The 13,512-nt window shown below is 49.5% G+C and carries 11 protein-coding genes; 4 read left to right on the top strand and 7 right to left on the bottom strand.

What is annotated here, in order from left to right:
• Positions 1–72 precede the first annotated feature (72 nt).
• From ASG24_RS01585 to ASG24_RS01565, 6 genes are all read right to left on the bottom strand, one after another.
• A complete protein-coding gene (locus ASG24_RS01585) occupies positions 73–675 on the bottom strand; it encodes a membrane integrity-associated transporter subunit PqiC (protein ID WP_156376503.1) in 603 nt (200 codons plus the stop codon).
• A gap of 13 nt (positions 676–688) precedes the next feature.
• The gene (gene pqiB, locus ASG24_RS01580; RefSeq protein ID WP_082487953.1) at positions 689–2,452 is read right to left on the bottom strand and encodes an intermembrane transport protein PqiB; all 1,764 of its coding nucleotides are present in this window, start codon (positions 2,450–2,452) and stop codon (positions 689–691) included.
• Positions 2,436–3,719 (bottom strand): PqiA/YebS family transporter subunit, encoded by a 1,284-nt coding sequence (locus ASG24_RS01575; RefSeq protein ID WP_082487952.1) that lies wholly within the window; start codon positions 3,717–3,719, stop codon positions 2,436–2,438. Before ASG24_RS01575 ends, pqiB begins: the two co-directional genes overlap by 17 nt.
• Positions 3,720–3,908: 189 nt before the next feature.
• Positions 3,909–4,049, bottom strand: coding sequence for a DUF2474 family protein (locus ASG24_RS14310; RefSeq protein ID WP_082487951.1), 141 nt, complete (start codon positions 4,047–4,049; stop codon positions 3,909–3,911).
• Between the two features lie 12 nt (positions 4,050–4,061).
• A complete protein-coding gene (gene cydB, locus ASG24_RS01570; protein ID WP_304437664.1) occupies positions 4,062–5,078 on the bottom strand; it encodes a cytochrome d ubiquinol oxidase subunit II in 1,017 nt (338 codons plus the stop codon).
• A complete protein-coding gene (locus ASG24_RS01565) occupies positions 5,079–6,524 on the bottom strand; it encodes a cytochrome ubiquinol oxidase subunit I (RefSeq protein WP_055867115.1) in 1,446 nt (481 codons plus the stop codon).
• A gap of 347 nt (positions 6,525–6,871) precedes the next feature.
• On the opposite strand from ASG24_RS01565, the gene ASG24_RS01560 reads away from it, so the two are divergent.
• The 4 genes from ASG24_RS01560 (at position 6,872) to ASG24_RS01545 (ending at position 12,414) form a co-directional block, all read left to right on the top strand.
• Positions 6,872–9,190: an FdhF/YdeP family oxidoreductase gene (locus ASG24_RS01560; RefSeq protein WP_055867112.1), complete on the top strand. Its 2,319-nt coding sequence runs from the start codon at positions 6,872–6,874 to the stop codon at positions 9,188–9,190.
• Positions 9,180–9,512, top strand: coding sequence for a hypothetical protein (locus tag ASG24_RS01555; protein ID WP_055867109.1), 333 nt, complete (start codon positions 9,180–9,182; stop codon positions 9,510–9,512). The genes ASG24_RS01560 and ASG24_RS01555 overlap by 11 nt, the downstream gene beginning before the upstream one ends.
• A gap of 109 nt (positions 9,513–9,621) precedes the next feature.
• Positions 9,622–11,055, top strand: a complete 1,434-nt coding sequence (locus ASG24_RS01550) for a PLP-dependent aminotransferase family protein (protein ID WP_055867107.1) — start codon at positions 9,622–9,624, stop codon at positions 11,053–11,055.
• A gap of 327 nt (positions 11,056–11,382) precedes the next feature.
• The gene (locus tag ASG24_RS01545; protein ID WP_055867104.1) at positions 11,383–12,414 is read left to right on the top strand and encodes a helix-turn-helix domain-containing protein; all 1,032 of its coding nucleotides are present in this window, start codon (positions 11,383–11,385) and stop codon (positions 12,412–12,414) included.
• 38 nt (positions 12,415–12,452) lie between these two features.
• Here ASG24_RS01545 and ASG24_RS01540 read toward each other — a convergent pair whose 3' ends face one another.
• Entirely contained in the window at positions 12,453–13,502 is a 1,050-nt protein-coding gene (locus ASG24_RS01540) for a tyrosine-type recombinase/integrase (protein ID WP_055867101.1), read from the bottom strand.
• Positions 13,503–13,512: the final 10 nt, after the last annotated feature.

The raw sequence follows: 13,512 nt of genomic DNA, 5'->3' as shown, positions 1-13,512 counted from the left end.
TTAAATCATTCCAACCTTACAGTCCGCTTAAATCAATCCTGTAGTCACTATCAGCGTTATCAATGCGAATGTCTATTGCTTATGTTGTATTTGCGCAGCAATCTGCTCGCTGAGCAAGTCAAGATTGTTGCCCAATGCGCGTACCAGTGCAGGATAGCCACTTTCGCTCAATGGCGTTGTAAATTTGAATGACTGGTTTTGCAACGGCGCACGGTCGGCTGAAAGTAATTGCCAATGGCCGCTAAGCACCGCATAGCCCTGCATCTGGCCGTGGAACTGGTCTATGGTGAGTTGCAGGCTGTTGGTTTTTAACGGTGCGCCAGGCAGCGGTTCAACCACTGCGGTATCAGCAAGACGGCTGGAAAGGCGGGTACGCAAGCCGCGGCTTAATTCTTGTGACAGATTATCTACCCATAAATGGTCACGTGCCGGATGTAGAGTAATATCGTCCAGTTGAACTACGATCCTGTCACTGTCCAGGTAATCAGCCAGCTGGATTTTATTGAGTACCAATGTTCTGGTAGCCGATTTATCCTGTACCGCGCTGGCTGATGCCTGCACTTCAGGCAGGCTGTAACGTTCGCTTTTTACCGGTGGGTTGGATTTCAGGCAAGCGCCTAGGCTGCATGCCAGAACTAGCATCAGGCCGTTACGTAAGTAGTTTGTAGTGATCATGATTGCGAATTCCTTACGGGTTGGCCGGTGCTTGTATATTAGCCGGTGCTTGCGGCACCGGGTCATTGCCAGGCTTGCGACCAAACAGCACCGCGCTTGGCTCTTCATTTAAAGTACGCGCCAACGGTTGTATATCACGCAGGGCTTTATCCAGGCGTTGCAAGGTAGTCGTCAGCTCCTGATAAGCAGGCGAGTCCGGTGACAACCCTTTGAGCGTCGCTTGCAGTTCCTGCATGGTCTTATTCAGGTTGGCAGGCATCTGCTGCAATTCAGGCTGGCTGATAAACTTGTTCACTTGCTCACTCAGCGCCCGAATCTCTTTCATCGTTACTTCTGATTGCTGCAGGTTTTTATCCAGGCCGGAAAGCACAGGCTCCACCTTGAGCTGATTCAGTTTATCCAGCAGGTCAGACAGTTTCTGTTCGATCTGGGCCAGGCTGGTGGCACTGGTCGGCAATACCGGCAAACCTTCAAAGCGCTCGCGCTTATAGGGTTTGTGTGATTTTTGATCCATATTCAAATCGACATAAACCGAACCGGTGAGCAGGTTGCCGGATTTAAGGGTGGCATGTAGCCCGCGCTGCAGCATATGACCAATGCGGGTTTTCCATTCTTCCAGGTTTGCCTGGCCGTTATCGGCCAAGCGTCCGGGTTCAAGGTGAATCAGCACCGGAATTGCATAACGGAATTCTTTTTTACGCTCAGGCGAATTGAATTTCCATGGCACACTCATGACGGTACCAATGCGCAGTCCGCGGAATTCCACAGGCGCGCCCTTGTTCAGGCCGCGCACGGTGTCATCCACCAGCAGCACATATTCAATGTACTGGTCGTAGGTTTGCTGGCGTGCGGCTTCTTCATTGGCAAACAGTTCAAAGGTGGTCTCCGAGCGTACCGGTTGCCCCATCGGGATATCATCCGGATGACCGAAGCTGACGCCACCGGCAATCAATGACTCCACCGTAGGGATATTCGCCCTGAAGCCTTGCGCATCCAGTTTTACGTCTATGCCGACAGCGGTCCAGAAACGCGAATTCTTGGTGACTAATACATCGTAAGGGTGTTCGATAAACAGCTCGTGCTGCATCTTGCGCTGTTTCGGGTCAAAGGTGGCACTGACGACACGGCCTACACGCAAACCCTGGTAAGTGACCGGATCACCGACACGTAAGGCGTTGCCCACTTTACCTTCGAGGTTTACATGCACACCCTTGGCGCCATTCAGGGAAATAGGCGGTTGATCAAGTACAGTAAACTGGTCAGTTTCTTCCAGGCTTTTGCCCGGTTGCAGTTGAATATAAGAACCCGAAATCACGGTATTTAATCCACTAATGCCTTCCAGCCCGATACGTGGTTTAACTACCCACAGTTGAGTATCTTTGACCAGCATAGGCTGGGCTTTAGGCGTGATGCGGGCGATGACTTCAATATGGGTAAGGTCATCCGACAAGGTCACTTGCTCGATCTGGCCGATATCGACGCTATGTACCTTGATTTTTGTTTTACCGGCTTCAATGCCTTCGGCATTGGTCATGGAGAGCGTGATCTGTTTGCCAACCTTGGTGTAATTGTCATAAGCCAGCCATAAGCCTATCAGCAGGGCAACCACAGGCACAATCCAGATAGGCGAGATTCTGGCTGTGTTGACGTTTGCCAGCTGGTGATCCTTTTGTGGCAGGTCACCAGTATTTTGATTATCAGCTTGCTGATCGTTTTTGCTCTGATCATTAGGCGGCAGCGCATCATTGGGCGGCTGATTATTAGAGTGCTCTGTCATTAGGTTTTCCTTGTGTATCCCACAATAAACGGGGATCAAATGCCATGGCGGCAAGCATGGTCGTAATCACCACTGCGCTGAATGCCAGTGCCGCAGGGCCGGGTAATACCGACATCAGGTTGCCGGATTGTATCAGTGCCACCATGATGGCGACGACAAAAACATCCACCATAGACCAGCGGCCAATTAATTCGGTGATCCGGTACAACGCAGATTTTTGATGCGCATTCAACGGGCCGGGATGTCGCGCCAGCCATAGCAGGAGTGCCAGTATCAGCATTTTGATAATCGGCACCATGACGCTAGCGACAAAGATGATCACCGCCACTGGCTCCGAGCCGTGCTGCCAGAGTTCTATCATGCCACCAATAATGGTCGAAGAATGACTTTGGCCCAGCGAGGTCGTGATCATCATCGGGTAGGCGTTGGCCGGAATATATAACACGGCCGCTGTCAGCAACAAGGCCCAGGTAAATTGCAGGCTGTTGGGTTTGCGCTTGTGCAAGGTACTGCCGCAACGGATGCAGATAAATGCGGATGGAGTTTTGGTTTCGGGTATCGCGTTGACCAGGCCACAGGTGGAGCATCCGATCACATGCTGGTCTCTCGCGTTAATGCCGCAAAGGATGGATGGGTCCGGCGAGGGTTCGCCAGCCAGTTTTAACCATAACAAATCAATATCCACTGAGCGCGTGGTCATCAATAATAATATGGCAAATACGCAATATGCCCAGAATGAAGCGCCCAGATGCACTTCGCCAATGTCAGTCAGCTTTACCAGGCTCACCAGCGCCGCGATGATAAATACATCGGCCATCATCCACGGATGCAGTTGCGAGAATAACCGGGCAATCACGTCACTGTAGGCGCGCGGCACTCTACGCAATACGTTTGCCTGCATCAGGATGACACCGATCAGGTACAACCCGGGCAGGATGATCGCCGTCGCACTCACGATCAGCGCCACCAGTGGCTGGTTCACATTCACCAGTGTCGCCGCGGTTTCCGGCAAGGCAATCTGGCTATCCAGGCCATTGGTATCCATGCTGATAAACGGGAAGGCGACCGCGATCATCAAGCTCAACAGGGCAGTGACAGCCAATGCAATACTACGCTGTACCGGGTGCAGATGCCGCCTTGCCAGCACATGGCCGCAGCGCGGGCAGTTGGCGTGCTCACCCGGCCGCAACACCGGAATGGCACTGACCAGATCGCAGGCACTGCATGCACGCAAACGCCGCCATTTTATTTTTTGCTGCTCTGTCATCGCGGTTGAATGGAGTGGTTATCGGTTAGTTGACTTTGACTTGCATGTTAAACGGGCCATCTTTGAACAGGCAAGATGTTTATAAATATAAATCTGATTTAAAAGGCCATCTCTATGGTGACCGGAAAAAATGAAAAAGATTCGCGGCTGTTGATTCATCGTGCCTGTCTGTTATGTAGTGTTGGCTGTTTAGCTATTAAAGCCTGCTGCTTTCATGAGTAACTTAATCATAAAACTCACAAGCGTGAGAGCGGCGATACTGCCTAGCCAGATCAGTAGCAACCAGCCTAATCTTTTAGCAAAACTGCTTTTCTGTGTTGTGCCAGTCATCGCATGCCTCTATCAGTGATAAGCATCTTCCGGGTTCACCTTGCCGCGGAATACGTAATATGCCCAGCCTGTATAAATCAGGATAATCGGGATAATAACCAATGCCCCGACCAGGGCAAACATCTGGCTCTGTGGCGGTGCAGCCGCGGCATGAATGGAAATATGTGGCGGAATAATGTTAGGCCAGATACTGATGCCCAGGCCCATGTAGCCAAGCAGGATCAGGCAAAGGGTGTAAATAAAAGGTGTGGTTTCGGATTTATCGCTGAGTGATTTCTGCAGCCGGTAAAAGAAAAATGCTACCAGCAGCGGCACCGGCGAAAGAAGTAGCAAATTGGGCATGGTGAACCATCTATCAGCGATACCGTGATCCATCAATGGCGTCCAGATACTAATGATGACGATAGTGGCAAACAGGAATACTGAAATCTGGCGTGACAGCTTGTAGCAGGTTTTCTGCAAATCGCCTGATGTTTTCATGATTAGCCAGGTACATCCCAGCAAGGCATAAGTCACCAGCAAGCTCAGGCCGGTGAAAATCGAAAAAGGCGATATCCAGTCTAACGGCCCACCGGCATAAGCATCGTTGACAACTTTGATTCCTTGCAGATAAGCCCCTAGCGTCATGCCCTGGAAGAAAGTCGCGGCAATCGAGCCACATAGAAAAGCCTTGTCCCAGAAATGCCGCTCTTCATCAGTCGCCCTGAACCGGAATTCAAATGCCACCCCGCGAAAAATCAGCGCCATCAGCATAAACAACAGTGGCAGCGAAAGTGCGCTTAAAATCACCGAGTAGGCGAGGGGGAACGCTGCCAGCAAGCCGGCCCCGCCCAAAACCAGCCAAGTTTCATTGCCATCCCATACCGGCGCCACGGTATTCATCATCAGGTCACGGTCATGCTTCTCCTGAAAAAACGGGTAGAGGATACCGATGCCCAGGTCAAAGCCATCCATGATGATGTACATCATGATGCCGAATAAAATGATGATCGCCCATACCAATGATAAATCCAGTGATAAGTCCATCATTTATTGATCCTTTTTATCAGTAGGGCCAGGCGCTGCTGGCACTTTGTTATCCGGGTGAAATTCTGGCGCAACTGCAAACTCATCCACATCGGTCGGGTTGATAGAGATAGCATCGCCTTGCAATGCTTCTCCGGTTTTCGGGCCGATATTAATCAGTCGCAACACATATAAGGTGCCCATGCCGAATAGCGCCAGATAAATCACCACGAATAAGCCCAGCGTGAGTGCAACTTCGGTTGTCGTATGTGGCGTTACCGCATCTGCGGTGCGTAACACGCCGTAGACTACCCATGGCTGGCGGCCTATTTCGGTGGTGTACCAGCCCGCTAATATGGCAATCACTCCGGCGGGTCCCATGGCAATGGCGAATTTCTGGAATGGGGTGCTCTGGTACAACCGGTCTTTGACACGCAACCATAACGAAGTCACTGCCAGCAAAATCATCAGCATCCCCAGGCCTACCATCAGGCGGAAGGTCCAGAACACAATGGTGGCATTGGGTCTATCCTGAGCCGGAAAGTCTTTCAGTGCCGGGATCTGCTCAGTCAGTGAATGGCGTAAAATCAAGCTGCCCAGCACAGGGATTTCAACCGCAAAATGCGTTTTTTCTTGTGCCATATCCGGCCAGCCAAATAAGACCAATGGCGTTGCCTGACCAGGCGGATTTTCCCAGTGACCTTCTATTGCCGCGATTTTAGCGGGTTGGTGCTTGAGGGTATTCAGGCCATGCAGGTCACCAATCACGGCCTGCATAGGCGCGAGCAATAATATCAGCCATAAGCCCATAGACATCATCTTGCGCACGCCAGGATTGTTTTTGCCTTGCAGTAATTGCCACGCACCCGCAGACACGACGAATAGCGCGGTTGCCAAATAGGCGCCGACCACCATATGCACCAGGCGGTAGGGGAAAGATGGGTTGAAAATAATCTTGAACCAGTCCACCGGGATCACTTTACCAGCCACCAGCTCAAAACCTTGCGGGGTATGCATCCAGCTGTTGGAAGCTAATATCCAGGTCGCTGAAACCAGGGTGCCAATCGCTACCATTACCGTAGAAGTGAAGTGCAGGCCGGGCCCGACTTTGTTCCAGCCGAACAGCATCACGCCTAAAAAACCAGCCTCAAGAAAGAAAGCGGTCAATACTTCATAAGCAAGCAGTGGCCCGGTGACGCTGCCAGCCACAGAGGAAAAACCAGCCCAGTTGGTGCCGAATTGGTAGGCCATCACCAGGCCGGACACCACGCCCATGCCAAAACACAGCGAAAATATTTTTACCCAGAAGTGATACAGGTCGAGATAAACAGTATTTTTGGTTTTTAGCCAGCTGGCTTCAATCACCGCGAGATAGCTTGCCAGGCCGATGGTGATTGCCGGGAAGATGATATGGAACGAGATGGTGAAGCCAAACTGGATTCTTGCTAACGTTAATGCCAAATCAGACATTCTTAATCCTTTGTAACGCGTTTGATGCTAACGGCTATCCACAGGGCAGGCTAAATCATGCTTCATGAATATTATCAGAGTGCCCAAGGTTATTACATTGAGCAGGTTTGATTGGGGATAGTTGCATGCATACTAAAAGTTTGCTGTTCAAAGCTTTTAATGCTTGGTGATGGATAACTGTACTCTAAAAATTTGGCGTTTCTGTATCTGTTTTCCTTGCATTGGCTGGCTTAGGATGTAACACATCATTCATCCGTTTGCGATTTCTGGTTATACCCACTACATCCATCCCAGATTTAGCCGTTATTAAGGTTTTCGCCAGAAAAGTTTGCCGAACAGCAGGAACTATGTCTCAACCAAAAGCTACAATCAAGCCATACCATCACCCTGCCGCAGGCTGGGGAGCACTCAAGCAAGTCGCCGCACAACTCGCCTTGCAGAAGATTCCTGTGAAAGGCGTGCTGACCCTGCTTGCGCAAAACCAGCCGGATGGCTTTGATTGCCCTGGTTGTGCCTGGCCGGATAAAGAGCATACCTCGACTTTTGAGTTCTGCGAAAACGGTGTGAAAGCGGTAGCTGCTGAGGCCACCAACAAACGGGTTCCTCCCGAATTTTTTGCCAAGCACACGGTGACCGAGTTAATGCAGTGGAGCGATTTCGACCTTGAAAATGAAGGCCGTTTAACCCACCCGATGCGCTACAACCCGGTCACAGATAAATACGAAGTTGTTTTATGGGATGATGCTTTTGCCTTGATGGCTGAGCATTTAAATGCCCTGGCAGACCCGGATGAAGCTGTGTTTTATACCTCTGGACGCGCCAGCAATGAAGCCGCTTTCCTGTACCAGCTGTTCGTACGTGAATTCGGTACTAATAATTTCCCGGATTGTTCTAATCTTTGCCATGAATCCACCAGTATTGCTTTGCCGGCAACCGTTGGTGTAGGTAAAGGCTCGGTGACCCTGCAGGATTTTGAGCATGCCGACACCTTACTGATTTTCGGCCAGAACCCGGCGACCAATCACCCGCGTATGTTGGGTGAGCTGCGTGAAGCTGCCAAGCGTGGTGCACGGATTGTGGCTATTAACCCATTAAAGGAGCGCGGCCTTGAGCGTTTTGCCGACCCGCAAAGCCCGTTCGACATGCTGTCCTTCAAAGGTAGCCAGATCAGCAGCCTGTTTATCCAGCCAAAACTGGGAGGGGACCTGGCGCTGATCAAGGGCATGATCAAGTTTGTAATCCAGTGGGATGATGTCGCGATAGTCAAAGGTACTGAGCGTGTGGTAGATGTGGATTTCATCGCCCAGCACACCAATAATTTTGAAGCGATTGCTGCTGACGCCCGCCAGGAAAGCTGGGACGTGATTGTTGAAGAGTCTGGCGTATCATTAGCGCAGATTGAAGAAATCGCCCGTATCTATGCCACCGGCGATCGTGTGATTTCCACCTGGGGCATGGGTATCACCCAGCATAAACATGGTGTGGCGACGATTAAGACGTTAGTGAATTTAATGTTGCTGCGCGGTAATGTCGGCAAGGAAGGCGCTGGCCTGTGCCCGGTGCGCGGCCACAGCAATGTGCAAGGTAACCGTACTGTTGGCATTTACGAAAAAATGCCGCTGGAATTCCTGCAAAGCCTGGATCGTGTATTTGATCTGAATGTACCGAAAACGCCAGGTTATGATGCAGTCGCATCAATTGAAGCGATGATAGACGGCAAGGTGAAATTCTTCTTCGGCCTGGGCGGTAATTTTTCGATTTCCACACCCGATACCGATCGCACCTGGCAAGGCATGCGCAATTGCGAACTGACCGCGCATGTAACCACCAAGCTCAACCGCAGCCACCTGGTGCATGGTAAAGAAGCGCTGATACTGCCATGCCTGGGACGAACAGAGATCGATACTCAGGAAACCGGTCCGCAGGGCGTCACTGTTGAAGATTCCATGAGCATGGTGCATATCTCCTACGGTATGAACAAGCCAGCTTCACCACAACTGCTGTCCGAGCCTGCCATTGTCGCCCGTCTGGCACATGCCACGCTGAAAAACAGCAAAACGCCGTGGCTGGAATATATCAAGGATTACAGCAAGATCCGCGACATCATCGAGCAGACGATGCCGGTGGCGTTCAGGGATTACAACGAGCGCATCAAGACTCCGGGCGGTTTCCGCATGCCGGTCCCTTCAAGCCAGCGGATCTGGAATACGCCTTCTGGCAAGGCTGAATTCACGTTACAGGCTATCCCGCAAAATTCGCCTATCCACCAGGCACGCGAGCAATATGGTGACCAGTTGTTTGTGTTAATGACTACCCGTTCGCATGACCAGTACAACACCACCATCTATGGCATGGATGACCGTTACCGTGGCGTCTTCGGCCAGCGTCGCGTCATTTTCATGAATCCTGCCGATATTGAGCGCCAGGGTTTGCAAGCCGGTGACTGGATAAACCTGGTCAGTGTCTGGCAGGATGGTATCACCCGTCGTGCTGATAACTTCATGGTCGTTTCATACGACATTCCGCAAGGTTGCCTGAGTGGCTATTACCCGGAGACCAATAACCTGGTGCCGTTAGAAAGTGTTGCCGATCATTCACGAACACCGACTTCAAAATCGATTCCGGTGATCATCGAGAAAGCTTCTGAGGTTGCCAATGCTGCTTGATTACGACCAGTATGACACTTCCATAGAAGAAAGTATCAGTGTTGATCATCCTGACCGGATTGATCCTTCCCCGCTAGATACCAGTGCTGTGCGTATGCTGGGCATCCTGGCTTTGCTACATGCAGAACATGCGCAGGGACGGGCACAGGTTCCGCTGGCGGCTATCTGCAAGCGTCTGGAATTACGCATGAGTACACTGCAACGCCTGATGACTGCACTCAGCGAGCAGCAACTTGTCGATGTCATGATGGAAAAAGAGCGCCTGGTTGCGGCTCTGACACCCGCAGGAGAGGAAATCACGCTCGCGCTGCAGTCGGCTTAGATTGAGTTTATCTTAAATTTAAGCCGCTTTATATTTCATCAATATCGCCGCTACGCCGCATATCGCTGGCGTATAATGGTCCGTATCTGCGTTCCCCAGTCTTACCACCATGAAGCTTTATGTCTCGTTTGCCGCCCGCATACGCGCAATGATAGATGAAGGCGTTTTGCGACCGGGAGACAGAGTCCCTTCAGTCCGCCAGGCCAGCGAAAAATATAGTCTCAGCATCAGTACGATTTTACGTGGTTACTTACTGCTGGAACAGGAAGGCGTGATCAGCAGCCATCCGCAATCGGGCTATTACGTCACTCCACGCAAACGCCTGCAACAGAAACAAACTTCAGCTCTGGCAAAAGATATCAATCTATCCGAAGTCGATGCCAGCAAACTGGTCCTCACCACACTCAAATCCATTCGCGAATTCGGTACGGTGCCGTTAGGCTCGCCATTCCCTGATCCGCAACTGTTTCCGCTCAAGAAAATCCACCAGTATGAAAAAGCCCTGACCGATGACCAGGGTGAGTGGGGCGTGCTTAGCGACTTGCCACCAGGCAATGAAATGCTACGCCAGCAGATTGCCAGGCGTTACCTTACCAATGGCATGGATGTATCGCCTGACGATATCGTCATCACGCACGGGGCTACCGAAGCCATCACCCTTTGCCTGCAAGCCGTGGCCAAAGCAGGGGATACCATCGCGCTGGAATCCCCAGGCTACTACGCGCTGGCCCACACCGTAGAGCGCCTGGGCATGAGAGTGGCTGAGGTCCGCACTTATCCAGACTCCGGTATTGATCTGGATGCGTTACGTGCCGTTACCGACAATGTGCGCGTCGCTGCCGTTATCCTCACCAGCAACTTCCAGAATCCGCTCGGTTTTGTGATGCCAGATGCCAAAAAACAGGCCTTAGTGGAATTTCTTGCAGAAAAGCAGATTCCGCTGATTGAAGATGATGTGTATGGGGAACTGTATTTCAGCGAGCAAGCGCCTTTGCCCGCCAAGGCTTTTGACCGTACCGGTATGGTGCTGCATTGCTCGTCGTTCTCCAAATCGCTGGCCCCAGGCTATCGCGTTGGCTGGATGGCTGCTGGCCGTTACCGGCAAGAAGTTGAGCGGTTGATGTTCCTGAACAGCCTGTCGCTGACTTCAGCCCCGCAAATCGCAATTGCCAAATTCATGCAGCGCGATAGTTTCGAGCAGCATCTCAAACAATTACGTCATACCTTGCGTTCAAACTATGTGCTGATGCGTAATGTGATCGAACAGAGCTTTCCGGTAGGTACGGAGCTTTCTGTGCCCAAGGGCGGTTACGTCATCTGGGTAAAGCTGCCTCAAGCGCTGGATGCGCTGGAACTCTATCGTGCCGCCATCGATAATGGCATCACGGTTGCGCCAGGTACGATTTTTTCACTCAGGAAAGAACTGACGCACTACATAAGGCTTAACTTCAGCCATCTGTGGACTTTGGTGATAGAAAAAGCAGTCCGTGATGTAGGTGCACTGGCTTGTGAGATGCTGGCAGCAGAAAAACCGCAAGCATAGAAACGCGTAGAAAATGTAGAGACTAGAAAAGCAAAAAGCCTTGTATTTCTACAAGGCTTTTTTATTTGGCTCCTCAACCTGGGCTCGAACCAGGGACCTACGGATTAACAGTTCCTGTGTTAAATCCATATTCTATGCGGGCTGCAAGCTGGTTTTGATTCCGCAAAATTCTGATTACTATACCTTTTAAACCCGCGTATTTGCTTGATTGTTATTTTTTTGCGGAACAATAATTCATTGATTTATTATTAACAAACTCGTCTAATAAATGGGGCGGAAAATGATAACTAATTTAAATCATGCTTCAATAATTGAGATATAAAACCAATGAAAAATAAGCTACTACAATTAAAAATTGATGAAGAGAAATTATTAGTTAAAAATCATGAAGGGGAACATCGGGAATTTAAACTTCTTTTCGAAAAAGGGTCAATTTGGAAGTATGCAAAAACGTTAGTTTCATTTGCAAATAAAGGCGGAGGTGTTATCTTTTTTGGGATTAGAGACAAGCCTCATACGATTGAAGGCTTTAATGGACCGGAGCCAGAAAGTAAAATAATCTCGGATACTCTAAGACAGTACTTCGAACCTGAAATCAATATTTCTTTAGATACCGTCGAATTTGCAGGTAAAAAAATAATGTACGTGGCCGTTGAAGAGTCACTTAATAAACCAATAATTTGCAGAAAGAGATTAATTCAGAAAATGGAGACAGGTCCTGATAAGGAATTGCTCAGAGAAGGCGCAATTTATTATAGATATGACTCCTCATGTGAGGAGATTAGATACTCGGAATTACGGACAATACTAGATCAAAGAATTCAAAGTTACTTTAAATCACTTGTTGAGAACATAACTGTGATGAATGAAGTTGGTATTAATCAAGCCGCAATTGTCAATGCACATGATTTTTCTGGTAGCGGAAAATCAAGTTCAATATATGTAAGTACTGAAACTGCTAAGAGAATAAATTGGATTAGAAAAGGGAAATTCACTGAGGATCAGGGTAATAGTGAAAAAGCTTATTATGTTACCAGAGAAGTAATTCTTAGCCGTGGAGTAGAGGTCGAGAAGGCTGTTGATCCGGGCGAAAAATATACGATGACGAAAACCGCTGTATGTAAGGCAGTATCCATTTCCGCAAATTATATTGATCCCATACTCCATAAGCTAAACTTGAATACTAAAGAGCACCATCACCACTCATGGCATGGAAAGAATCCAAATCATAAATATACTCCTGATACTGTGGACATTATTTTGAGTAACTATCCGTTAGGCGATGAATCGAGAACTAAAAAAATTAGTGATTTAAATGCAGAATATAGATTACAAAAACTAAAAGAAGCAAGCAAATAGACAGTTGTTAAAAAGACATAAGCTTTATAGAGTTTAAATCATTTGGTTGGGCCTACTTTCTGACCCTTCCGTTTCCGCACGTAATGCTCTGTCATTGAGATATTACTATGTCCGAGCAGTTGTTGGGCTGCGCGAATATCATCCAAGTCTGCTTTATCTGTGGCGCCTTTGGCACGTAGATCGCGAAACTGATAGTTTTTGATTTGCTCTTCAAGCCCTGGGTGTTTCTTAATTGCCTTTGTCCTGGCTTTCTTCATGCGCTCTTCAATGGCTTTTCTGCTTAGCGGCCGGCCGTATTCATTGACGATCAGACGTAAGGACCGGACCTTGTGTTTTGACTTGCGCAATTTGATGCGTTTGATCAGTTGCTCGAGCTCGCCCTCGATGCGGATCCGGAGCTTATACTTTGTTTTGCCCTGGGTAACAGCGAGCGTTTCATCACTGATATCAGTCTCGCTCATGGTGATCACGTCGGTGGGGCGTTGGCTGGTTAAATATGCCAGGTCACATGCATCGCGCAATGGTTGGCAGGACGATTCATAGACTGCCTCAAAGATATTGTTCTCTATGTAGACGTCTCGACCAGTCTCTGTATAGCCCTGGACGCCTGTACAGGGGTTTACGCCGGTATACATTCCCCAGTTGATGGCCATGTTAAACATGTGAGAGAGCAGGGCTCTTTCACGGTTGGCACGTGTAGTGGCTTCGGTGCCTTTCTTTGTTCGCCAGTCCAAAAACTTGCGGACGTGCATTTGTGTAACGCCTTGCAGTGGTGCTGGATCCGGATCACAGAAGTATGTGCGCAGTGACTTCATTTCGCGAAGGTTGTCGACTTGGGTGCGCGCTGCTTTTTTAGGGATCACTTCAGCTGTGTATTTGAATTCCAGGTCAGTGAAATTGAATTCTGTTTTCTTGGTTCCACCTTCGAGCTCTGCCCATTTTTGCACTGCGGCCACATAGTCTTTGCCGAGCGGGATCTCCTTACGTGGCTTGCCGCCTGCGTCGTAATAGTAATAAACTGTATCGCCACGTTCGCGGATCCGCATGTGTGCCGGTAGGTTAAGATTCTTGGTCGGTTTTCTTCCCATTGTTTAAACA

The organism is Methylophilus sp. Leaf414, from assembly GCF_001425425.1.
Taxonomy (GTDB): Bacteria; Pseudomonadota; Gammaproteobacteria; order Burkholderiales; family Methylophilaceae; genus Methylophilus.
This window is presented reverse-complemented; position numbering and strand designations above follow the sequence as displayed.

What these genes read in the sequence shown, in the direction of transcription:
- ASG24_RS01585 (WP_156376503.1), bottom strand. Translation starts at nt 675, where the DNA reads ATGATCACTACAAACTACTTACGTAACGGCCTGATGCTAGTTCTGGCA.
- pqiB (WP_082487953.1), bottom strand. Translation starts at nt 2,452, where the DNA reads ATGACAGAGCACTCTAATAATCAGCCGCCCAATGATGCGCTGCCGCCT.
- ASG24_RS01575 (WP_082487952.1), bottom strand. Translation starts at nt 3,719, where the DNA reads ATGACAGAGCAGCAAAAAATAAAATGGCGGCGTTTGCGTGCATGCAGT.
- ASG24_RS14310 (WP_082487951.1), bottom strand. Translation starts at nt 4,049, where the DNA reads ATGACTGGCACAACACAGAAAAGCAGTTTTGCTAAAAGATTAGGCTGG.
- cydB (WP_304437664.1), bottom strand. Translation starts at nt 5,078, where the DNA reads ATGATGGACTTATCACTGGATTTATCATTGGTATGGGCGATCATCATT.
- ASG24_RS01565 (WP_055867115.1), bottom strand. Translation starts at nt 6,524, where the DNA reads ATGTCTGATTTGGCATTAACGTTAGCAAGAATCCAGTTTGGCTTCACC.
- ASG24_RS01560 (WP_055867112.1), top strand. Translation starts at nt 6,872, where the DNA reads ATGTCTCAACCAAAAGCTACAATCAAGCCATACCATCACCCTGCCGCA.
- ASG24_RS01555 (WP_055867109.1), top strand. Translation starts at nt 9,180, where the DNA reads ATGCTGCTTGATTACGACCAGTATGACACTTCCATAGAAGAAAGTATC.
- ASG24_RS01550 (WP_055867107.1), top strand. Translation starts at nt 9,622, where the DNA reads ATGAAGCTTTATGTCTCGTTTGCCGCCCGCATACGCGCAATGATAGAT.
- ASG24_RS01545 (WP_055867104.1), top strand. Translation starts at nt 11,383, where the DNA reads ATGAAAAATAAGCTACTACAATTAAAAATTGATGAAGAGAAATTATTA.
- ASG24_RS01540 (WP_055867101.1), bottom strand. Translation starts at nt 13,502, where the DNA reads ATGGGAAGAAAACCGACCAAGAATCTTAACCTACCGGCACACATGCGG.